General features: G+C 72.4%; 16 protein-coding genes. 6 read left to right on the top strand and 10 right to left on the bottom strand.

Annotation, left to right across the window (positions count from 1 at the left end):
* The first annotated feature begins 299 nt into the window (after positions 1 to 299).
* Together ACH4S7_RS00490 and ACH4S7_RS00485 are read left to right on the top strand one after the other, a co-directional pair.
* A complete protein-coding gene (locus ACH4S7_RS00490) occupies positions 300 to 1775 on the top strand; it encodes a hypothetical protein (RefSeq protein ID WP_398518828.1) in 1476 nt (491 codons plus the stop codon).
* 262 nt (positions 1776 to 2037) lie between these two features.
* Entirely contained in the window at positions 2038 to 3468 is a 1431-nt protein-coding gene (locus ACH4S7_RS00485) for an alkaline phosphatase PhoX (protein WP_398518827.1), read from the top strand.
* Here the strand turns inward: ACH4S7_RS00485 and ACH4S7_RS00480 are convergent.
* Together ACH4S7_RS00480 and ACH4S7_RS00475 are read right to left on the bottom strand one after the other, a co-directional pair.
* On the bottom strand, positions 3431 to 5713 hold the full coding sequence (locus tag ACH4S7_RS00480) for a PQQ-binding-like beta-propeller repeat protein (protein WP_398518826.1): 2283 nt from the start codon (positions 5711 to 5713) through the stop codon (positions 3431 to 3433). The two genes, ACH4S7_RS00485 and ACH4S7_RS00480, sit on opposite strands and share 38 nt — an antisense overlap.
* A complete protein-coding gene (locus ACH4S7_RS00475) occupies positions 5710 to 7935 on the bottom strand; it encodes a PQQ-binding-like beta-propeller repeat protein (RefSeq protein WP_398518825.1) in 2226 nt (741 codons plus the stop codon). The genes ACH4S7_RS00480 and ACH4S7_RS00475 overlap by 4 nt, the downstream gene beginning before the upstream one ends.
* Positions 7936 to 8701: 766 nt before the next feature.
* On the opposite strand from ACH4S7_RS00475, the gene ACH4S7_RS00470 reads away from it, so the two are divergent.
* Complete coding sequence (locus ACH4S7_RS00470; protein ID WP_398518824.1) at positions 8702 to 8932, top strand: hypothetical protein; 231 nt, start codon at positions 8702 to 8704, stop codon at positions 8930 to 8932.
* A 68-nt stretch (positions 8933 to 9000) separates the two neighbouring features.
* Here ACH4S7_RS00470 and ACH4S7_RS00465 read toward each other — a convergent pair whose 3' ends face one another.
* The 4 genes from ACH4S7_RS00465 to ACH4S7_RS00450 all read right to left on the bottom strand — a co-directional run bounded on the left by ACH4S7_RS00465 (position 9001) and on the right by ACH4S7_RS00450 (position 13956).
* Positions 9001 to 10209 carry a TerD family protein gene (locus ACH4S7_RS00465; RefSeq protein ID WP_398518823.1) on the bottom strand — a complete coding sequence of 403 codons (1209 nt, stop codon included), beginning with the start codon at positions 10207 to 10209 and terminating at the stop codon, positions 9001 to 9003.
* Positions 10210 to 10412: 203 nt separating this feature from the next.
* Positions 10413 to 11261: an NAD-dependent epimerase/dehydratase family protein gene (locus ACH4S7_RS00460; RefSeq protein ID WP_398518822.1), complete on the bottom strand. Its 849-nt coding sequence runs from the start codon at positions 11259 to 11261 to the stop codon at positions 10413 to 10415.
* A gap of 353 nt (positions 11262 to 11614) precedes the next feature.
* On the bottom strand, positions 11615 to 13057 hold the full coding sequence (locus tag ACH4S7_RS00455) for a peptidoglycan D,D-transpeptidase FtsI family protein (protein WP_398518821.1): 1443 nt from the start codon (positions 13055 to 13057) through the stop codon (positions 11615 to 11617).
* A gap of 128 nt (positions 13058 to 13185) precedes the next feature.
* Positions 13186 to 13956: an IclR family transcriptional regulator gene (locus ACH4S7_RS00450; RefSeq protein ID WP_398518820.1), complete on the bottom strand. Its 771-nt coding sequence runs from the start codon at positions 13954 to 13956 to the stop codon at positions 13186 to 13188.
* A gap of 316 nt (positions 13957 to 14272) precedes the next feature.
* Between ACH4S7_RS00450 and ACH4S7_RS00445 the strand changes: the two genes are divergently transcribed.
* Positions 14273 to 15001 (top strand): DsbA family oxidoreductase, encoded by a 729-nt coding sequence (locus ACH4S7_RS00445; RefSeq protein ID WP_398518819.1) that lies wholly within the window; start codon positions 14273 to 14275, stop codon positions 14999 to 15001.
* Positions 15002 to 15275: 274 nt separating this feature from the next.
* A complete protein-coding gene (locus tag ACH4S7_RS00440) occupies positions 15276 to 16322 on the top strand; it encodes an aminotransferase class V-fold PLP-dependent enzyme (protein ID WP_398518818.1) in 1047 nt (348 codons plus the stop codon).
* A 315-nt stretch (positions 16323 to 16637) separates the two neighbouring features.
* Here the strand turns inward: ACH4S7_RS00440 and ACH4S7_RS00435 are convergent, their stop codons facing one another.
* Positions 16638 to 17159, bottom strand: coding sequence for a MarR family winged helix-turn-helix transcriptional regulator (locus tag ACH4S7_RS00435; protein WP_398518817.1), 522 nt, complete (start codon positions 17157 to 17159; stop codon positions 16638 to 16640).
* Positions 17160 to 17309: 150 nt separating this feature from the next.
* Here ACH4S7_RS00435 and ACH4S7_RS00430 point away from each other — a divergent pair, with 150 nt between their 5' ends.
* Positions 17310 to 18386, top strand: a complete 1077-nt coding sequence (locus ACH4S7_RS00430) for an alkene reductase (RefSeq protein ID WP_398518816.1) — start codon at positions 17310 to 17312, stop codon at positions 18384 to 18386.
* A 144-nt stretch (positions 18387 to 18530) separates the two neighbouring features.
* On the opposite strand, the gene thpD is transcribed toward ACH4S7_RS00430, so the two are convergent.
* The 3 genes from thpD to ectB all read right to left on the bottom strand — a co-directional run bounded on the left by thpD (position 18531) and on the right by ectB (position 21225).
* Positions 18531 to 19424: an ectoine hydroxylase gene (thpD, locus tag ACH4S7_RS00425; protein ID WP_398518815.1), complete on the bottom strand. Its 894-nt coding sequence runs from the start codon at positions 19422 to 19424 to the stop codon at positions 18531 to 18533.
* 3 nt (positions 19425 to 19427) lie between these two features.
* Positions 19428 to 19826, bottom strand: a complete 399-nt coding sequence (locus tag ACH4S7_RS00420) for an ectoine synthase (protein WP_398518814.1) — start codon at positions 19824 to 19826, stop codon at positions 19428 to 19430.
* Between the two features lie 130 nt (positions 19827 to 19956).
* Complete coding sequence (gene ectB / locus ACH4S7_RS00415; protein ID WP_398518813.1) at positions 19957 to 21225, bottom strand: diaminobutyrate--2-oxoglutarate transaminase; 1269 nt, start codon at positions 21223 to 21225, stop codon at positions 19957 to 19959.
* Positions 21226 to 21258: the final 33 nt, after the last annotated feature.

The following is a 21258-nucleotide window of genomic DNA, read 5'->3' as shown; positions in this document are numbered from 1 at the left end:
TCTCTTTGCTGAGCAGGGCACTTGTCAAGGGTCGGTGAGTGGACGGAAAGGGTCGGGCCGGTGAACCGCCCGAACCCGCGCTCCGGGCCCTCCGGCCGGAGCCGCCCGGGAGGCGGCCGGGGGCCCCTGCGCCCCCGGCGCCCCTCGCGCCGGGGGGACGCCTTCGGGGTGCGCCGGGCCTTGGCCGGGAATGCCGACCGGTCGGCGAAACCCGGTGATATACGTCTACGCTGGGTGCCGCCCCCGGGGCCGTGACCGGACCCCGTACCCGCCGCCCCGCCCCCGAGGAGATTCACCTGATGTCCCAAGACCGTCCCACCCTGCCGCCCGTACGGCTGCACTCGGACGCGGAGCTGGCGCGGGACGCGCTCGCCACACCCCTGCTGACGAAGGCCGTACGGCTCGCACGCTGGGCGGGTCCGGAGACCCGGGTGGGCGCGGGCGGGGAGCTGGCCGACGAACAACTGCCCGCCGCGGCACAGGCGCTGGGGCTGACCGACGACGAGGACGGGCCCGCCTACGCGAGCGAGGCGTGGCGCACCGCCGTCGACGCCGGTCTGGTGGCGGTCCACGACGCCGACGCCGATGCCGACGACACCGACGCGGCCTCTGCGTACGGCACGGTCTCGGCCGGCGAGAACCTCGCCCTGCTCACCTCCGGCGCGCCCCAGGACGTCCTCGCCATCTGGCAGGAGGCGCTGGACGCCGTGCACGCCGACGCCATCGCACCGCTGCTGGACGATCTGACCGAGGCGATCGGCGCGGACGGTGAGATCGACTACGGAATGCTCGACTGGGACCCGGAGGGCGAGGCCGAATTCCTCGACGGAGTCCTCGGCAACCTCTACCTCCTCACCGTCACGGACGGCGGCGCGGGCGACGAGCCGGTGCCGCTGCCCGCGCTCGCCGCTTCGATGATCGTCCCCGACGATATGGGCCAGCCCACCGACGAGGTGCTGGAGCAGGTGTCGGTCGCGATGATGCGGCTGGACGACCAGTTCCAACTGCTGGAGGGCATCGGCCTGGTCGAGTACCGGCCGGTCGACGAGGCGCTGATGATGGACGAGGGCGACGGCACCGACACCCCCGCGCCGGCCGTCGACGAGGAGGACGTCTCCCGGTATGGGCTGGTCAAGCTGACCCGCCTCGGCCTCTACGGCGTCCGGGCGCGGCTGCTGGAGAGCGGTGTCGACGCGCCCGCCGTGGGCGATCTGGCCGAGAAGGGCGCGGACACCCTCCTCGACGGGCTGGCGCACTACCCCGAGTCGGCCGCCCGCGCCGAGACCGAGCAGTGGCTGGCCCGGCGCGAGCCCGCCGCCGCCGCGCACGAGCTGCTGCTCGCCGCGCGCGGTGCGGACGAGGGCGGCCCGCTGCGGCGGCTGCGCTGCCAGCAGGCGCTGACCCTCGTCGGCGACCAGGCGGAGCACGAGGTCCGCGCCGTCCTGGACGACGCCGAACTGGGCGGGCTCGCCCGGGTCTGGCTCGCCGAGCGCGGCGCGGCCGATGTGCCCGCACCCCCGGAGACGATGATCTTCTGGCTCTCGATCGACACCATCGCCGCCCAACTGGACGCGGACGGTGAGTCGGAGGAGCTGCGCGGTCTGGTCGAGGGACTGACCGGACAGCACAGCGGCTTCTTCGACGCGGCCTGGCGGGTCGACCACCCCGCGACGGCTGAGGTGCTGGAGGCGATGGGGCGCGTACATCCGGACAAGCGGGTGGCGAAGGAGGCGCGGAAGGCGGCCTTCAAGGCCCGGTCGAGGGCGGGGGCCTAGCCGGGGCACCCCACCAACCATGGGGCCCAAGGGGGACAAGGGGAGAAACGGTCCGCACGGGACGCCCGGCCACCGGTGACCGCCGTGGCCGGGCGTTCGCGCGCCCGCGCGTGATCCCCCGGATGAGGCCCGGCCGAACCGCTCGGATTCGGCCGCCCGCCCGCCGATCGGTGTTCAGGACGCGTCCGTACGAGGCAGAAACCGTATGCCCGTCATCCGCTCAGCAGCCTCATCGGACGCACGCCCCCCAGGGAGTCACGCGATGTCACTCACCCGCAGGGAATTCTCCAGACAGTCCGCGCTCACCGGAGCCGGTGTCGCCCTCACGGGCGCCGTCGGTTCGCTCGCCACCGCCCCCGGCGCCCTCGCGGCCGACGAGGCCGCCATATCGGCGGGCGCCCCCGGCATCCTCGGTTACGGTCCGCTCCTCCCCGACCCCCAGGGGCTCCTCGCCCTCCCCCGCGGTTTCACCTACCGGGTCATCACCCACAGCGGGGTGACCCGGCTGGAATCCGGTGAGTTCACCCCTTCCGGCCACGACGGCACCGCCACCTTCGCCGGGCCCCGCGGCATCACCCTCCTCGTCGCCAACCACGAGCTGGGCGGCGCGCGCTCCCGCTGGGAACACCCGGTGCCGCTCGCCGAAGGACTCGTCTACGACCCCGCCGCGGCTGGCGGCTGCTCGGTCGTCGAGGTCCGCCCGCACGGCGCCGTCGCCCAGTGGGTCGGAGTCGCCGGCACCTCCACCAACTGCGCGGGCGGCCGCACCTCCTGGGGCACCTGGCTCACCTGCGAGGAGTCCGAGGACCTCGCGGGACAGAACGGCATGACCAAGGACCACGGCTATGTCTTCGAGGTCGACCCCTACGACCGCCGGGCCAACCGCGACCCCCACCCCATCAAGGCGCTCGGCCGCTACGCCCACGAGGCCGTCGTCATCGACCCCCGGCGCGGCCACGCCTATCTGACCGAGGACGCGAGCAGGCCCCACGGCCTCTTCTTCCGCTGGGTGCCGCCGGCCGGCTTCCGGCACGGGCGCGGCAGGCTGCGCACCCTCGCCGACGACGCCGGCGTCCTCCAGGCCGCCCGCTGCTTCGACTCCGGCGGCCGCTTCGTGGACGACCTCTCCCGGGCCACCCGGATCGGCACCGTCTACGGCGTGGACTGGGCCGACGTGCCCGACCGGGACGCCAGGATCACACCCGTGCGCCAGCAGTTCACGGACACCGAGGTCACCCGGGGCCGCAAGCTCGAAGGCATGTGGTGGGGCGACGGCGGCGCCTACGTCGTCTCGTCGTACGCCCGCTCCGACAGCCCGGGGCCGCACGACGGCCAGGTCTGGTTCTACGATCCGGGGCGCCGCACCCTCACCCTGAAGGTGCTCCTCGGCGTGACGCCCGACCCGGACCGGTTCGAGGGCCCCGACAACATCACGGTCTCCCCGTACGGCGGGCTGATCCTCGCCGAGGACGGCGCGGGCGGCCAGCACCTCTTCGGCGCCACCGACCAGGGCCGTACCTACCCCATCGCCCGCAATGAACTGGACATCGGCACCCCGGACGCGCCGGAGTACGGGGAGTTCGCGGGGGTCGTCTTCTCGCCCGACGGCCGCACCCTCTACGCGAACATCCAGAACCCGGGCATCATGCTCGCCATCACCGGGCCGTGGCGGCGGCAGCGGGACCGCCACTGACGGGGAGGACGCGGTTGTACGCCCGTACCCGGTCGGCGGTACGGGCGTACCAGCCCCACCCGTCGGCGGCGATGCCCTGAAGACCCGGCTCCCGCCAGATCCGCAGCGGGGTGCCGGTGGCGAGGTCGAGCTGTGCGCAGACCTCGTTGGTGGCGGCGTAGCCGACCGGGCCGCCCAGGACCGGCGGGAGCTGGGCGATGCCCGGCAGGGCGCGCCGCCAGCGGACCGCGCCCGTGCGGGTGTCCAGGGCCTCCAGGGTCCCCGGCGCCGACCAGTGCAACAGCACGCGCCCGCCGGGCAGTACGGGACGGCGGGCCCCGCCGACGGTCACGGGCCAGTTGGCCTCCAGACCGAAGGTGGCGCGCTGCCAGCGCCGGCGCCCGTCCCGCGTGGTGAAGCCGCAGAGCGTTCCCCCGGCGATCAACAGCCCGACGCCGCCGTCGTCGGCCACGGCCGCCGTGCCCGTGCGCACCGCCGTCATCGGCCGCTGCCGCGCGACGCGGGAGCCGTCTCGGGCGCCGAAGAGGTGCAGTGTCCCGCTCTCGGTGAGGACGGCGAACCGGTGCACCGCCGAGAGCCCCGCCATCGCCACGATCCGGTCGCCGTCGTTCAGATCCGGGGCGCGCCACAACTCCTCGCCGGTGGCGGTGTCCACACAGACCACCCCGGGGGTCGACTCCGGGGCCAGCAGCACGGCCCCGTCCACGACAGCCGGAGCCTTCAGGGTCTGTGTGGACAGCCGCCAGCGGACCGCTCCCGTCCGCAGGTCGAAGCCGTACAGGGGCAGGTCCGCGTCGGCCGGGTACTCCGTGATCAGCGTCGGGCCCGCGACGGTGTACCAGAGGGGCGCGGGAGGCAGCGTCGCCGGATCGCCGACCGGCTCACCCGTCGACGGGCGGATGGCGTGCGCCCCCACCTCGCCCGCCACCAGAACACCCGCGTGCACACCCCAGGCGCCGGGCGTCCCGGCGCCCGCCCGCCGATGCCACCGGGGGGCGCCGTCCTCGGGACGGAAGCACTGGAGGTTCCCCGAACCCGGGCCGGTGGTGGCGTGCAGCACCAGGGCGCTGTTCCGGTCGAGCACCATGCCGTCGACCACGCCGTCCTTCAGGACGAGGGTCCAGCGCAGTGCGCCGGGCGCGGCCGAGCCCGCCGTCGTCGCGGTCAGCGCGTCGGCCCCCGCCGTGCCGCCGTCACGATCCCGCGCCGCGAGACCGATCAGGGTGGCCAGGCCGCCAGCCCCGGCCAGCAGGACGCCGCGCCGGGCGAGGACGCGACCACGGGCGAACCGCCGCCGGCCCGCCGCCACGGATGGTGTGACCAGGGTCAGCGTGGTGGTCGGCCGGGCGACCGTACTGTCCTCACTGGCCTTGGGGGCCGTCCCGTCCGTCGCTGTCATCAGCGTCCGCAGCGGCTCCGCGCGCCACCACAGCGGGGCGGCGGGGTCGGCCAGCCCCAGCAGCACCGCGGCCACGGTCGGCCGCAGCTCGGGCTCCTTGCGGAGGCAGGTGGCGATCACCGTCCGCAGGGGGTCCGGCACGTCCGGCAGCTCGGCCGCCTCGTGCACGGCGCGGTAGAGCAGGATCGCGGCCGTGCCGTCGCCGAACGGGTTCCGCCCGGTCGCCGCGAACGCCAGCACCGCCCCCAGCGCGAACACGTCCGCCGCCCCGGTGACCGGGGACGCGTCGGTGATCTGCTCCGGCGCGATGAACCCCGGGGTGCCGACGATGTCACCGGCCGCCGTCAGACCGTGGTCGCTGAGCGCCCAGGCGATCCCGAAGCCGATGATGCGCGGTCCGTCCGCCGTGACCAGCACATTGGACGGTTTGAGATCGCGATGGACGAGACCCGCGCCATGGATTCCGGTCAGCGCCTCGGCGAGGGCCGCGCCCAGCGCCCGTACCGCGTCGTCCGGCAGGGGGCCGGTGGCCGCGACCGCGCGGCGCAGGGTCACCCCCGACAGATAGGCGGTGGCCAGCCAGGGGACCGGTGAATCGGGGTCGGCGTCCAGCACCGCCGCCGTGTGCGCGCCGGTCACCGCGCGGGCGGCGGCGGCCTCGCGCCGGAAGCGCTCCCTGAAGTGCGGGTCGGCGGCGAGGTGCGGGTGGACGGTCTTCACCGCGACCAGCCGGCCACCGGTCGTACGGCCCAGATACACCTGGCCCATGCCACCGGCGCCGAGCCGGCCGAGGAGGCGCAGGGATCCCAGTCGGGTCGGATCGCCCGGGAGCAGCGGATCGGTCATGCCGGGTCCGGCAGGCCGAAGGTGTACAGCGTGCCGTGGGACGACACATGGAGGAGACCCGTCCCGGCGACGGCGGTGATATCGCGCATGGTGTCGAGCGGTGCCCGCCAGGCCATGTCGCCGGTGCGGACGTCGAGGGTGTACACCCCCCACGCGTCGGCGTGCGGGGCCGGCTCCCGGCTCTTCGGGTCGGGACCGGAGAGATGGACCTGGGAGCCGGAGACCAGCGGCGGCCGGTTCGCCATGAGCCCCGCCACATCGGTACGGCTCCACCGGGTCCGCCCGGTCCGGGCGTCGAGCGCCCGGAACTCCTCCGGGGTCGAGACGAGGACGACACCGTGGGTCGCGGTCGGGGTGATCCGGGCCTCCTCCTCCAACGCGCGCCGCCAGAGCACGCGGCCGGTCGCCAGCTCCACCGCGCTCGTCAGCCGCCCTTCGGCGTAGTGGCCGACGCCGGTGGACCCCGGGTGGACCTCGGGGCGGGCGCCGCCGTCGGGGATCTCCCGTTCAAGGGTGCCGTCGCGGGCCCGCAGGACGAACAGCGGCCGGGGCGGCGGTTGTCCGGAGGCCCGCTCCGGGCTCTGGGAAGCGGCCACCGCGATCCGTCCCCCGGCCTGGTGGACGCCGACGACACCCGCCGACGTGCCCTCGTGGAACCAGAGAGCACGGCCGGTACGGGCGTCGTAGCCGTAGGCGTGCCAGCGCTGGCCGCGCGCCGACCGCTCTTCCCAGAGGGTGGTGCGCGGGGCGTGGGTGACCAGGCAGACGACGCCGTCGCGGACGGAGAGGACCGCCGACGCGCCCTCGCCGGCCGGCCGGCTGACGGTGCTCGCGCCCAGCGGCCGTTCCTGGCGGCCCATCAGGCCGACGCTCAAGAGGGGTCTCCCGATCCCGCCGGACCAGCGGGGTTTCCCGGTCGTGGCGTCGAGGGCGATGACCTCGTGGTGGATGACGGGTGCGGACCGCAGGACGAACAGCAGACCGCCCGCGGCGGCCAGGCCGGTGATGCCGTCGTCGTCGTAGGTCCAGCGGACCGCGCCGGTACGGGCGTCGAGCCGGGTGATGCGCGTCGGTTCGTGCAGGCAGAGGCCCGTGCCGTGCCGCAGCAGGGCCGCCCCGCCGACGCGGCGCGTCCACAGGGTGCGCGGCTGGGGGCCGACGGCCACCTCCGCCTGGGTGAGCTCCCGGGTGCCGCCGAAGGGCCGGGCGCTCATGGCCACCACCCCGCCGACCGCCGAGCCGCCCACCAGGAGGGCACCGCCCCACCGGAGTAGCCGTCGACGGGACGACGGCTGCCGGTGCTCAGAGGTCGGCGGGTCGGGGCGCGCGGGGGACCTCCGGACGGCCGGGGCCGTGCCCGCGGCCAGCGCCGCCACCTCCTCCTCCCGCCGCGCGATCAGCCTGGTGACCACCGCGCCCTCCCACCAGGGCACCGCCGGTGCCCGCGCGGCGCACCAGTCCAGGACGCCCGTCACCGTGGGCCGTTCGGCGGGATCGCGGGCCAGCAGCCGACCCAGGAACTCCCGCCACTCCGGATCGGGCACGCCGTCCAGGTCAGGCCCGTCGTGCAGGGACCGGTAGAGGATCTGGTGCGGCCGGCCCGTCCCGTACGGTGGCCGGCCGGTCGCCGCGCGGCTCAGCAGCGCGCCCAGCGAGAACACATCCGCAGCCGGGGTCGGTGCCACCGTCGCCGTCAGGAGTTCGGGGGCGATGAAACCGGGTGAGCCGATGATCTCCCCGTCGCCGGTCAGGGTCCGCTCGGCCGCCGCCTTCGCGATACCGAAGTCGATCACCATGGGTCCGCCGCGGGTCACTACCACGTTCGACGGGGTGAGATCGCGGTGGACCAGCCCCGCCGCGTGGATGGCAGCCAACGCCTCGGCGAGCGCGGCCCCGAGCGTCGCCAGCTCGCCGGAGCGCAGTGGTCCGTGCGCGTCGACCGCCGTGCCGAGCCCGGGACCCGGGCAGAACACGGTCGCCAGCCACGGTCGTACGGCGTCGGGGTCGGCATCGAGCACCGCGGCGGTGAACGGGCCCGTCACGGAGCGGGCCGCCACCAGCTCGCGGCGGAAGCGCTCGCGGAAGGCGGGCTCGGCGGCGAGATGCTCATGGACGGTCTTCACCGCGACCAGCCGCCCGGACGCGGTGCGGGCCAGGTGCACCCGGCCCATACCGCCGTCGCCGAGTGGTGCGACGAGCCGGTATCCGGCGATCCGCTCCATTCCGCCCGCCCCTCTTCCCCGCCCGTACCGCCGCCGCCCGTACCGGTCACTGTGACCCGGCGTAGGTACCGGTCACGGTGACCCGGTCACTGCGACGCGGGGGAGGGCACGGTCGGTTGCGCGGGTCCCCCCGGACGCTCAGACGGGTAACGAGACTGCCCGCCCGGCGCGCCGGCTGTCCAGGCGCGCGGGGGCGGGGTGGAACTCCCGGGCCGAGGGCCTCACCTGTACGGCCGGCTGTCCAGGCGCGCGTGCGCGGGTGATGGGGGCGCCGCGACACCGTGGGCGGCGGCTCCGCCGCGCCCGGGGCGCGCCCGGGAGCGGATCGGGCGCAAGGGGCGGATCGCGCGGCCACCCCGCCGCACCCCCGGCGGGCGCTTGTCTTCACTCGTCGGAGTGGAGCGCCCCCGCCGGCACGGGCGCTCGAACTGGAGAGCTGTATCGCGCGGCCCCTCGCCCGGGGCCCGTACGGAGCGGCTCCTGGGGGGTCGCGGCGGCCCGCGTGGACTGAGGGAATCGTCACAGATCCCGTGCACCGGGCGCATGCCGACGGTGCGGACGACCGAGCTGGTCACCTCGTGGGGAGATCCACTCCGGGGCGACCGGGCTCCGCTTCCACCTCGGTGGAGAGCCCCCGATCACCGCCGCTGGCACGGGCTCCGGAACCCTTGGGACACCCCCACAGATTCCATGATCACTGTTGCGATCCGGTCGCACTTCTGATCGAGCGGTGTCCGGGCACGGCTGGAGGCACCATACTTCGGTAATGACGAAGTCAGCCGGATCCCGGCGCCATCTGCCGTCCAGTCCCTTCAACCGCACGGCTCCGGCGACTCCACCGATCGAGCAGTACACGGTGGGCGACCGGGTTTCGCACGACCAGTTCGGTCTCGGGAGGGTGATCGCGGTGGAGAATGACAACGCCGCCGTCCTCGTCGACTTCTCCGGTCGCAAGGGGCGCATCGCGAGCCCTTACGCCAAGCTGGCCAAGCTCTGAGCGACCGCCGTCCCCGTCGGGACCGTCGCCGTCGCTCGCGCGCGACGGCGACGACCCCGAAGGCGCCGTCAGAGCGCCTGTGCGGCGGGCTTGACCATGCCGCGCACCGTGCGTGACTTCACGAAGTCACCCATCGCGGTCATCTCCCACTCGCCCGAGAACTGCTTGATCAACTTCGCCATCATGACCCCGGTCTGCGCCTCGGCACCGGTGAGGTCGAAGCGGACCAGCTCCTCGCCGGTCGCCGCGTCCATCAGCCGGCAGTATGCCTTGGCGACCTCGGTGAACTTCTGTCCCGAGAACGAATTCACCGTGAAGACCAGACCGGTGGCCTCGGCCGGGAGACGGCCCAGATCCACGGTGATCGCCTCGTCGTCGCCGGCGCCCTCGCCCGTCAGATTGTCGCCGGAGTGCTTGACGGAGCCGCCGAGGATCGTGAGCTTGCCGAAGTAGCAACTGTCCAGGTGGTTGCGCTGGGGGCCGTAGGCGATGACCGAGGCGTCGAGGTCGATGTCCTTGCCGCGGTACGCCGGCTCCCAGCCCAGACCCATCCTGACCTGGGAGAGCAGCGGACGGCCGCCCTTCACCAGCGACACCGTCTGGTTCTTCTGGAGATTGACCCTGCCCTTGTCCAGGTTGATCTTCCCGGTGCCCGGCGCGGGCGCGGCCGGGGGAGCGGCGGGCGGGGCGGGCGCGGCCACTCGGGGGTCCACCGGCGCGGGCGCCACCGGCGGTGCCACGGCGGCGGGGGCCGGCGCGGGGGCCGCAGCGGGCTCCTCCTCGACCGAGACACCGAAGTCGGTGGCGATGCCCGCCAGGCCGTTGGCGTAGCCCTGGCCGACCGCACGGGCCTTCCAGACGCCGTTCCGCCGGTAGATCTCCACCACGACCAGCGCGGTCTCGCCGCCGAGCTGCGGCGGGGTGAAGGTGGCGTAGGCGCTGCCGTCGTCGGCGTTACGGATGGTGGCGGTGGGCTCGATGCCCTGGAAGGTCTGCCCTGCGGCGTCCGGACTGGCCGTGACGACGATCTTCTCGATGCCGGGCGGCACGGCGGTGGTGTCCACCACGATCATGTCGGGGGCGCTGCCACCGCCTGAGCGGTAGGTGACACCGGGGCCCGTCGGCTGGTTGAAGAAGATGAAGTCGTCGTCGGAGCGCACCTTGCCGTCGGCGGTGAGCAGCAGGCCCGATACGTCGAGCCGCACCGGGGCGGCGACGTCCACCGCGACGCGGGCGGCGGGGAGAGGGATGTTCGAGCCGGGGGTCATAGCTGTCATGCCGGGGTAACGAGCGAGGTCCGTCCGCCGTTCCCCGCTGCTCTCCGCCGTTCCCCGGCGTTTCCCCCGGTCGGACCAGTCCGCACCGGTGACGGCCCCACGCCGGTGCGGCGGCGCACGGGTCACGGTCCCGGTCGGTGCGCGGGCGGCACCGGGGGATCGCCCGGACAGGGCCTAGCTGCGGGGCGGCGCCGGGAGGACGCTCAAGAGGGCCAGCGCGGCGGGTCGGTGACGAAGTGCCCGCCGAGACGGGCGTGGTCCGGCCGCTCCGGGTCGAGTTCGCCCTGCTCGGCGACGAGTTTGGGGGCGTACTGCTCGGAGTCGTCCTGGGGCTCGTAACCGAGCGCGCGCGCCGTGCCGAGGTCCCACCACAGCCGGGTGTTGGCGGAGGAGCCGTAGGCGACGGTGTGGCCGACGCGGTCGGCGGTCAGCGCCGCGTGGAAGAGCCGGGCGCCGTCTCCGGGACTCAGCCACACGGACAGCATCCGTACCGTGGTGGGCTCCATGAAGCAGGAGCCGATGCGCACCGAGACGGTTTCCACTCCATCGCGGTCCCAGTAGAGCTGGGCGAGATCCTCACCGAAGCACTTCGACAGCCCGTAGTACGTGTCCGGCCGGCGCGGGGTGTCGATGGGGATCAGCCGCTCGGGCGGGCAGGGGGCATCCCCCCGGGGGCGCGGCGTGTAGCCGACCGCGTGGTTGCTGGAGGCGAAGACGATGCGTCCCCGGCCCGCCGCCGTACCTTCGGCGCCCCACTCGTCGCGCGCGGCTTCGTAGAGGTTGTACGTCCCCTCGATGTTCGAGCGGAGGATGTCCTCGAACGGGGCTTCCAGCGAGATGCCCGCCAGATGGACGATCGCGTCCACGCCCCGCACCGCCTCGCGCAGCGCCTGCTTGTCGGCGAGGTCGGCGGTGATCGCCGCCGGCTCGCCCTCGATGGGGGTGGCGTCGAAGAGCCGGAGTTCATAGCCGTACGCGGGGAGCAGACCCCGCATCAGGGTGCCGAGTCCGCCTGCTGCGCCGGTGAGCAGGACGGTGCGGGGGGTCGGCATGGAGGGGTCTCCTTGATGCTCAGGTCCATGGCCGGTGTTCGCGTCCATGGACGGACGGGGGAGTGGTCCGGGACACCGTCAAGTGTGGCCCGGAGGGGGTGACTCCGCCCCTGAGTCGCTGCTTCCGGTCGTGTTCCGCGCCGGTCGTGTTCCGTGCGGATCGAGAACCGCGCTGGTCGTGTTCCGTGCCGGTCGTGTTCCGTGCCGGTCGAGACCGTGCCGGTCAGGGTCCGCCGCCTGTCAGGTACGTCCCTGGTACGTCCGGCACGGCGGGTGCGGTGCCGGACGTACCGGATGTACCGGACGCGTCGGGCGTGCCGCCGTGCCGGACGGGAGGACGGGCCGCGACGCTGTCAGCGCAGCGCGGCGGCCATCATCTTCTGGGCGACCGGCGCGGCCAGCCCATTGCCGCTGACCTCCGAACGCGGACCGCCCGCGTCCTCGATCAGCACCGCCACCGCGACCTCCTTGCCGTCGGCCTTCCCGTAGGAGGTGAACCAGGCGTACGGCGTCTTGCTGTTGTTCTCGCCGTGCTGGGCCGTGCCCGTCTTGCCGCCGACCTCGGCGCCATCGATCTGGGCGTTGGAGCCCGTGCCGTCCTCGACGACGGTCACCATCGCACTGCGGAGCTGTTCGGCGGTCTCGGCCGAGACGACCCGCTTCGATGCACCGTCCTCGTACGAGTCGAGGGTGGTGCCGCCGGAGTCCACCACCTTGCTGACCATGTGCGGGGACTCCATCACACCGTCGTTGGCTATCGCGGCGGAGACCATCGCGATCTGGAGCGGGGTGGCCGTCACATCGAACTGGCCGATGCCGGTGAGCGCCGTCTCCGACCGCTCCAGACCGGTCGGATAGACGCTCTCGTACGCCCGCACCGGGACGTCGATCTTGTCGTCGTTGAAGCCGAACTTCTCCGCCATCGCCCGGACCTTGTCCTGCCCCAGGTCGACCGCGAGATTCGCGAAGACGTTGTTGCACGACCATCGCAGGGCCGTCCGCAGGGAGGCGTTCTCACAGGGCGCGGTGGGGATGTCGTTGTCGAGCTGCCGGGTGGTGCCGGGGAGGACGTACGGCATGGGGCTGTCGGTCTTCTCGTCCACCGATCCGTACCGGCCGTCCTCCAGCGCCGCCGCCGCGACGACCAGCTTGAAGGTCGAGCCGGGCGGCAGCGGCTGCCGAATCGCCCTGTTGACCAGTGGTTTGTCCTCGTCGGCCAGCAGCTTCTTCCAGGCCGCCGAGTCCGAGGTCCCGGCGATCGTGGAGGGGTCGTACGACGGGGTGCTGACCATCCCGAGGATCTTCCCGGTCTTCGGGTCGATCGCGACCGCCGCGCCCTTGATGTCACCGAGCGCCTCGTAACCCGCCTTCTGGACGGCGGGATCGATGGTGGTCAGTACGGAGCCGGGCTTCTGCTGCTTGCCGGTGAGGGCGTCCACGGGGTTCTTCAGCCGGGGGTCAGTGCCGTCCAGGACTTCGCTGTGGATGCCCTCCAACTGGGTCGCGCCGTACGCCTGTGAGCTGTAGCCGGTGACGGCCGAATACAGCGCGCCATCGGTGTAGGTGCGCTTGTACGCCAGATCGCTGCCGGTCGTCGGCGTCGACCCGGTGATCGGGGTTCCGGCCACCACGATGTCGCCCAGCGGCTGTGCGTACTGGTCGATGACCGTGCGCCGGTTCTTGTCGTTCTCCGCGAGTGCCTTGGCGTCGTATGCCTGCACCCAGGTGGCCCGCACCAGAAGGGCGAGCACCAGCAGCAGACTGAAGACGGCGGCGTGTCTGATCGTTCTGTTCATCCCACGGAAAGACGAACGGCGCGGGGCGTCGCGTTCCCGTACGTCCCGATTCTCAGGATCTCCTCATCCGGAGGGGGAACGACCGGCAGCGGCCCCCAGGCGGGGAGGGCGGGGCCCCGAGGGCGGGGCTAAAGACGTCGGGTCGCCAGCGTCAGCCGGTCCCGCGCGTCGAAGAGCGCGTCCTTGATCAGTTGCTCATGGCCCTGGGTGAGCCTGGCCACCGGCACCGAGCAACTGATCGCGTCCCGTGCCGGACTCCGGTAGGGAATCGCGATACCGAAGCAGCGCAGCCCCAGGGTGTTCTCCTCGCGGTCCACGGCGTACCCCTGTTCGCGGACCGTCCCCAGCTCCTCGATGAGCCGCTCGCGGTCCGTGATGGTGTGCTCGGTCAGGGAGGACAGCTTGGCGGGGAGCATCGTGCGCAGCCGTTCGTCGCTGTGGGTGGCGAGCAGCGCCTTGCCCAGCGAGGTCGAGTGGGCGGGCAGCCGACGGCCGACGCGGGTGAAGGGGCGCAGGTAGTGCTGTGACTGCCGGGTGGCCAGATAGACCACATTGGTGCCGTCGAGGCGGGCGAGGTGAATGGTCTCGGCGGTGTCGTCGGAGAGCCGGTCCAGTGTGGGCCGGGCGGCGGCCACCACTTCGTCGCCGTCGATGTAGGAGGTGCCGACCAGCAGCGCGCGTACCCCGATTCCGTACCGGGTGCCCGTCGCGTCCGTCTCCACCCAGTCCAGATCCACCAGGGTGCGCAGCAACATGTACAGACTCGACTTCGGATAGCCGACCGCTTCCTGGACGGTGGCGAGCGAGTGCATACCGGGACGTCCGGCGAAGAACTCCAGCAATTCCACCGTCCGCACCGCGGACTTGACCTGTGCTCCGCCTGAACCGGCCGTCGACATCGCTTTGTCCCCTTCGTGACCGCTGTGACCGCTGTGACCGCTGTGAGCGCCGGGATCGCGCGGAGTGTCCGGAAAGGGGTCCCCACGCCATTCACCGACAGGAACGGCGTTCACGATACCGAACGAGTGCCGGTACGGGGCCGTCCCGAGGAAGCTGCCGCGCGGGACTCCCCAGCTCCGCCTCCGGCCGATCCCTCCCGACCCGTCTGCCCCCTCCCGCCCCCGCGACCCGCTGGAATCTGTGGGACGCCGTATGCGTTCCCTACGTGGCGAAGGACGCCCCCGCAGTCGTACGACCCCACTGGAGAGCCTCATCATGCGCGTCGAAATCTGGAGCGATATCGCTTGTCCCTGGTGCTACGTAGGCAAGGCACGCTTTGAGAAGGGGCTCGCTGGATTCGCCCACCGCGATCAGGTCGAGGTGGTGCACCGCTCCTTCGAGCTCGACCCGAACCGGGCCAAGGGGGACACCGAGGCCGTCGTCGACATGCTGGCGCTGAAGTACGGCCGGACCCGTGACGAGGCACTCGCCATGGAGGAGAACGTCGCCTCCAACGCCCGTGCCGAGGGCCTCGGCTACCGCACCGAGGGTCGTGACCACGGCAGCACCTTCGACATCCACCGGCTGCTGCACCTGGCCCGGGCCAGGGGCCGCCAGGGCGAGCTGCTGGACCTCGCCTACCGGGCCAACTTCGCCGAGGAGCGATCGGTCTTCGACTCCGAGGTGCTGCTCCGGCTCGCCGTCGAGGCCGGACTCGACGAGACCGAGGCCCGCGCGGTCCTCGCGGACGAGAGCGCGTACGCCGACGAGGTGCGCGCCGACGAGCGCGAGGCCGCCGAGCTGGGGGCGACCGGGGTGCCGTTCTTCGTCTTCGACCGGAGGTACGGCCTCTCCGGCGGCCAGCCAGCCGAGCTGTTCACCCAGGCGCTGGAGCAGGCGTGGCAGGGCCGCGACGACACGCCGGCCGATCCGGCGGCGTCGCGGTCGGCCGATACCGCGCCCGCCTGCGACAGGGACGGATCGTGCGAGGTCCCGCAGCACTGACAGGCAGACGGGGCGGGCCCCGGCAGACGCAGGCGGGCGCAGGCGGGCCGGCACCTGCCGATATCGGCCGATATCGGCAGGTCGGGCGCTTGACATGGTCGGCGCCGGCCCGTCCGGGTGCTGATGGGTGGGCGCGCGGGCGGGTCGGTGTGGCCGGGGACGGCTGCGGTGACCCGCCCCCGCGCCGCCCCGCCCCCGCGCCCCCCCGCCGTTCGGTCGCCACCCGGCGTGATTCTCGATTGACCAGTCGTCAAGAGCACCGCAGTGTGAAGATATGGATACCCTGGGTGGCGCCGAGTTCGCGCCGGAGACGACCTACCTCAACACCTCCACCTGCGGCCTGCTGCCGATGGCGGCGGTCGCCGCGATGACGGCGCTGCTGGGAGAGCTGGTGGCCGGGCGGCCGGGCGGAGCCGGTGACCAGGAGATGGTGACCGCCGCCCGGCAGTCCTTCGCCCGGCTGGCCGGCGTGCCGCAGGAGCGGGTCGCCGCCGGCGGTTCGGTCTCGGTCCACGTCGGACTGATCGCGGCCTCGCTGCCGCCCGGCGCCGAGGTGCTCTTCCCGGAGGGCGAGTTCGCCTCGGTGGTCACCCCGTTCACCGTGCGCGACGACCTCAGGCTGCGGTACGCCCCGCTGGAGCGCCTCGCGGAGGCGGTCGGCCCCGAGACCGCGGTGGTGGCGTTCTCCCTGGTGCAGTCGGTCGACGGTCGGATCGCCGATCTGTCGGCCGTACGGTCGGCGGCGGCGGCGCACGGGGCCCGTACGCTCGTCGACGCCAGTCAGTCGGCCGGTTGGCTGCCGCTTACCGCGGGTGACTGGGACTACACGGTCACCGGCGGTTTCAAATATCTGCTCTGCCCGCGCGGGGTCTCCTTCCTCACCGTCACCGAGGAGGCCCAGGAGTCGCTGGTGCCGGGCCATGCGGGGGCCTACGCAGCCGAGGACCCGTGGGCACGGATCTACGGCCCGATCAAGGAGCTGGCCCGCTCCGCCCGCCGCTTCGACGAGCCGCCCGCGTACCTCGCCTACCACGGGGCCGAACGGTCGCTCGCGCTGGTGGAGGAGATCGGGGTGGACGCCATCCACGCCCATGCGACCGCGCTCGCGCGACGGTTCAGGGAAGGGGTGACGGCCCTCGGTCACACCCCGGTCCCGGGCGAATCGGCGATCGTCGCCGTCCCGGGCCTCGGCTCCCGGGTGGCGGACCTGGCCGGCCGGGGAGTGCTCGTGGCGGGCCGTGCGGGTGGGCTGCGGGCGTCGTTCCACCTCTACAACTCGACGGCGGACGTGGACCGGGCCCTGGAGGTGCTGGCCGGCTGAGCCGGAGGCGGCGCGAGGCCGGCCCGGCGCGCCCCGAAGCCCGGTGCGTCCATGGTCGCGGTGTGCGGTGCGCCCGCGATCCCGGCGCGCCCACATCCCGGTGCCCGGCGCGACCAGCGCGCCCGGGGGGCCTGGTGCCCTGCCCGCCCATGGTCCCTGCCCGCCCATGGTCCTGGCGCGCCCATGGTCCCTGCCCGCCCAAGATCCTGGCGCGCGGTGCACCCATGGTCCCGGTGTGCCGTGCGTCCGTGGCTCCGGCGTCCGTGGCTCCGGCGCGCCCGGCCGGGGGTCTGTGCCCCGCGCCCGGCCGGGGGCCTATGCCGGTCCCGTGCAGTCCGCCGTCTGTCGGCAGAGGTTGTCCTCCACCTTGCCCAGCAGCCGGATCAGCTCCGCCCGCTCGGTCTCGTCAAGACCCGCGAGCGTCTGCCCCTCCAACTGGGTCCAGGCGTCCTCCACCGCCCATCGCAGGGCGCAGCTCTCCGCCGTCGCCTCGACCAGGACCGCGCGCCGGTCGGCCGGGTCGGGGTGGCGGCGCACATGGCCCGCCTGCTCCAGTCGCTGGAGCATCTTGGTGACCGTGGAGGGGTCGAGGTCCAGGGTCTTGATCAACTCAGACTGGCGCAGCGGACCCGCGTCCCACAGGTGCATCAGCAGGAACTCCTGCCCCGGGTAGAGGCCGAGGCCCCTGAGTACCTTGGCCGCCGCCATCCGATGCAACCGGGAGACCCGGGAGACGGCGTGGCTGACCGGCCCGCCGAGCGAGCAGCCGGGCAGCGGCTCCCCGCAGCTCGGTGGCGGCGGGCTACAGACGGGGTCGCCCGCGGTCTCGTGGGTCATCGGGGCCTCCTCGCTGGGAACTGTTCCGGACAGTCTCCCCGACCGTCGGCCGGTCGCTCCACAAATTTTACCTTGGTCGGCCAAGTAATGCGCTACAGTGACTCTCATCGGTAAATGCTTGGCCGACCACATACTTTTCCTGGAGCCCTTATGACCATCGCGTTCGCCCCCGTGGACCTCTCCGGCAAACAGCTCGCGAACCGCATCGCCATGGCCCCCATGACCCGCAGTCGCGCCTTCGGCCCCGGCCTCACGCCGACCGAATCGACGGTGGAGTACTACGCGCAGCGGGCCGGCGCCGGTCTGATCGTCACCGAGGGGATCCAGCCCTCCGTCACCGGTCAGGGCTACCCCGACACCCCGGGGCTGCACAGCGACGAGCAGGTCGCCGCCTGGCGCAAGGTCACCGACGCCGTGCACGCCAACGGCGGCCGGATCTTCGCCCAGCTGATGCACTCGGGCCGGATCGGCCACCCGGTGCTCTTCCCGGACGGGCGGGCCAGCGTCGCCCCCTCCGCCGTCGCGGCCGCCGGTCAGCTCTTCACCCACGAGGGGCCGAAGGACTTCCTGCCCCCGCGCGAGCTGGCGGCCGACGAGATCCCGTCCGTCGTCGCCGAGTTCGTGCACAGCGCCCGTAACGCCGTCGCGGCCGGATTCGACGGTGTGGAACTGCACGGCGCCAACGGCTACCTCATCCAGCAGTTCCTGTCGTCCAACACCAACCTGCGCACCGACGAATGGGGCGGTTCCGTCGAGAACCGGGTCCGTTTCGCCGTCGAGGTGACGCGCGCTGTGGTCGAGGCCATCGGCGCGGACCGGACCGCCATCCGGATCTCGCCCACCAACGCCTACAACGACATCGCCGAGACCGACGCGCACGAGGTCTACCCCGCGCTGGTGGACCTGCTGCAGCCGCTGGGCCTGGCGTATCTGCACATCACCGAGACCAACCCGGGCGCCCGCGAGGTGACGGTCGCGCTGCGTGAGCGGTACACCGGGACCGTCGTGCTCAACCCGACGACCGAGGGCCCGACGGACCACGACTCGCTCGCCCTGATCGAGGAGGGCCTCGCCGACATCATCGCCTTCGGCGCCCTCTTCCTCGCCAACCCGGACCTGCCGGAGCGGCTGCGGACGGCCGGTCCCTACAACGCCCCCGACCCCGCCACCTTCTTCGGCGGCGGCGACAAGGGTTACACGGACTACCCGGCGCTCCAGACCGTCTGACCCGTCGCGCCGTCGACGGCGTCCGAGCGAGCCGCACCACCCAGGGGGACGGGGACGGGCCGGTCCGCTGGTGCGGACCGGCCCGTCCCCGACACATAGCGCCCGGGGCAGCCACCCAGGCCCCTCCCGGACAGGACCTCCCGGTCAGCGCACCGGGGTGAAGTCCCGCGAACCGATGAACTCCGGCCGGGGGACGGGCGCGGCGAACGGCCGCACCGCCGCGTTCTCCACGCTGTTGAAGACGATGAAGACATTGCTGCGCGCGTACGGGGTGATGTTGTCGCCCGAGCCGTGCATACAGTTGCAGTCGAACCAGGTCCCCGACCCGGCCCGGCCGGTGAAGAGTCGGATGCCGTGCTGATCGGCGAACCGGGTCAGGGCGGCGTCGGACGGCGTGCCGGCGTCCTGCATCTGGAGCGACTTCTTGTAGTTGTCCTGGGGCGTCTCACCCGCGCACCCCAGGAACGTCCGGTGTGAACCGGGCATGATCATCAGACCGCCGTTGGTGTCCCGGTTCTCGGTCAGCGCGATGGAGACCGAGACGGTCCGCATGTTCGGCAGCCCGTCCTCGGCGTGCCAGGTCTCGAAGTCCGAGTGCCAGTAGAAGCCCGACGCGCCGAAGCCCGGCTTCACATTGATACGGGACTGGTGGACGTAGACGTCCGAGCCGAGGATCTGCCGGGCCCGGCCCACCACGCGCTCGTCGCGCACCAGGGCGGCGAAGACCTCGCTCAGCCGGTGCACCTCGAACACCGAGCGCACGTCCTGCGACTTCGGCTCGATGATCGAGCGCTCGTCGGCGCGGACGGCGGGGTCGGCGATCAGCCGTTCCATCTCCGTGCGGTAGAGCGCGACCTCGTCGTCGGAGATCAGATCCTCGACGGCGAGGAATCCGTCCCGCTCGTACTCCGTCAGCTCGGTCGGGACGATCGGCCCCGGCGCGCCCGGCGCCGACCAGACGACCGGGTCCTGGCGCGGGGTGACCACCTCGCCCACACCACGGGTCGGGTAGAGATCGGTGCGTACGGCGGTTGCCATGGTTCAGCCCTCCTCGGTGATCAGGGGATATACCCCGTTCTCGTCGTGGTCCTCGCGCCCGGTGACGGGCGGGTTGAAGACACAGACACAGCGGAAATCGGTCTTGGGACGCATGGTGTGACGCTCATGGCCGTCCAGCAGATACATCGTGCCGGGCTCGATCCAGTGGGTCTCGCCCGTCTCGTCGTTGGTCAACTCGGCCTCGCCCTCCACACAGAGCACGGCCTCGATGTGGTTCGCGTACCACATCGACGTCTCCGTACCCGCGTAGAGCACGGTCTCGTGGAGCGAGAAGCCGACCTTCTCCTGGGCGAGCACGATCCGCTTGCTCTCCCAGGTGCCGGAGGCGGCCCTGACATGGCGTTCGGTGTTCTCGATGTCCTTGAACGAGCGGACGATCACGGTGCGTGGCTGCCTTTCTCTGGCGTACGGAGTGGATGCGGAGGCGCGGGGGACAGGGGTGCGGGGGACAGGGGTGCTCGGACGTGCGGGGACACCGGCGTACGGGGTGTATCCAGCCGTACGCGGTGACTCAGGCGGTCTCGCGGACGCTGCGCGCCACGATGCTGAGGCCCTCGTCCAGTTCATCGGGCGTGACGGTGAGCGGCGGGAGGAGTTTCACGACCTCGCTCTGCGGTCCGGAGGTTTCGAGGAGGAGGCCGAGTTCGAAGGCCCGGGCGCAGATGGCGGAGGCGCGGGAGGTGTCCTCGAACTGGAGGCCCCAGACGAGACCGCGACCGCGGAAGCTGACGCCGGGTTCGGCGCTCTCGCCCGCGATGGCGAGGAGGGCCTGCTCGACCTGTTCGCCGCGGGCCAGGGTCTGCTTCTCCATCTGGCCGTCGGCCCAGTAGGTGTCGAGCGCGGCGGCGGCGGTGACGAAGGCGGGGTTGTTACCGCGGAAGGTGCCGTTGTGCTCGCCGGGCTCCCAGATGTCGAGTTCGGGCTTGAAGAGGCAGAGGGACATGGGCATCCCGTAACCGCTGATCGACTTGGAGAGGGTGACGATGTCGGGGGTGATCCCGGCCTCCTCGAAGGAGAAGAACCCTCCGGTGCGACCGCAGCCCATCTGGATGTCGTCGACGATCAGGAGCATGTCCTGGCGGTGGCAGAGGTCCTGGAGCGCGCGGAGCCATTCGGGGCGGGCGACATTGATGCCGCCTTCGCCCTGGACGGTCTCCACGATCACGGCGGCGGGCTTGTTGAGCCCGGAGCCCTGGTCCTCCAGGAGGCGTTCGAACCAGATGAAGTCGGGGATCTGTCCGTCGAAGTAGTTGTCGAAGGGCATCGGGGTGCCGTGGACGAGGGGGATGCCGGCGCCGGCGCGCTTGAAGGCGTTACCGGTGACGGCGAGCGAGCCCAGCGACATGCCGTGGAAGGCGTTGGTGAAGGAGACGACCGACTCGCGGCCCTTGACCTTCCGGGCGAGCTTCAGCGCGGACTCCACCGCGTTGGTGCCGGTGGGGCCGGGGAACATCACCTTGTAGGGGAGGTCCCGCGGTCGGAGCACGATGTTCTGGAAGGACTCCAGGAACGCGCGTTTCGCGGTGGTGGCCATGTCCAGACCGTGGGTGATGCCATCGCGTTCGATGTAGTCGATCAGCGCGCGTTTCAGTACGGGGTTGTTGTGGCCGTAGTTCAGTGATCCGGCGCCGGCGAAGAAGTCGAGGTAGCTGTGGCCGTCCTCGTCGTGCAGGCGGCTGCCCTGGGCGCGGTCGAAGACGGCGGGCCAGCCGCGGCAGTAGCTGCGGACCTCGGACTCAAGGGTTTCGAAGACGCTGAGGGCGGGCGGGGTGATGGTCACGGCGAAGTCTCCCGTCGAGGGGGCGAAAAAGAT

The organism is Streptomyces sp. NPDC020965, assembly GCF_044333555.1.
GTDB lineage: Bacteria > Actinomycetota > Actinomycetes > Streptomycetales > Streptomycetaceae > Streptomyces.
The sequence above is the reverse complement of the archived record's forward strand: the minus strand, read 5'-3'. Positions and strand labels throughout refer to the sequence as shown.

Coding starts and splice junctions, on each gene's coding strand:
- ACH4S7_RS00445 (WP_398518819.1), top strand. CDS start 14,273: ATGCGCGTCGAAATCTGGAGCGATATCGCTTGTCCCTGGTGCTACGTA.
- ACH4S7_RS00460 (WP_398518822.1), bottom strand. CDS start 11,261: ATGCCGACCCCCCGCACCGTCCTGCTCACCGGCGCAGCAGGCGGACTC.
- ACH4S7_RS00430 (WP_398518816.1), top strand. CDS start 17,310: ATGACCATCGCGTTCGCCCCCGTGGACCTCTCCGGCAAACAGCTCGCG.
- ACH4S7_RS00440 (WP_398518818.1), top strand. CDS start 15,276: ATGGATACCCTGGGTGGCGCCGAGTTCGCGCCGGAGACGACCTACCTC.
- ACH4S7_RS00455 (WP_398518821.1), bottom strand. CDS start 13,057: ATGAACAGAACGATCAGACACGCCGCCGTCTTCAGTCTGCTGCTGGTG.
- ACH4S7_RS00490 (WP_398518828.1), top strand. CDS start 300: ATGTCCCAAGACCGTCCCACCCTGCCGCCCGTACGGCTGCACTCGGAC.
- ACH4S7_RS00450 (WP_398518820.1), bottom strand. CDS start 13,956: ATGTCGACGGCCGGTTCAGGCGGAGCACAGGTCAAGTCCGCGGTGCGG.
- ACH4S7_RS00480 (WP_398518826.1), bottom strand. CDS start 5,713: ATGACCGATCCGCTGCTCCCGGGCGATCCGACCCGACTGGGATCCCTG.
- ACH4S7_RS00470 (WP_398518824.1), top strand. CDS start 8,702: ATGACGAAGTCAGCCGGATCCCGGCGCCATCTGCCGTCCAGTCCCTTC.
- ACH4S7_RS00485 (WP_398518827.1), top strand. CDS start 2,038: ATGTCACTCACCCGCAGGGAATTCTCCAGACAGTCCGCGCTCACCGGA.
- ACH4S7_RS00465 (WP_398518823.1), bottom strand. CDS start 10,209: ATGACAGCTATGACCCCCGGCTCGAACATCCCTCTCCCCGCCGCCCGC.
- thpD (WP_398518815.1), bottom strand. CDS start 19,424: ATGGCAACCGCCGTACGCACCGATCTCTACCCGACCCGTGGTGTGGGC.
- ACH4S7_RS00435 (WP_398518817.1), bottom strand. CDS start 17,159: ATGACCCACGAGACCGCGGGCGACCCCGTCTGTAGCCCGCCGCCACCG.
- ACH4S7_RS00475 (WP_398518825.1), bottom strand. CDS start 7,935: ATGGAGCGGATCGCCGGATACCGGCTCGTCGCACCACTCGGCGACGGC.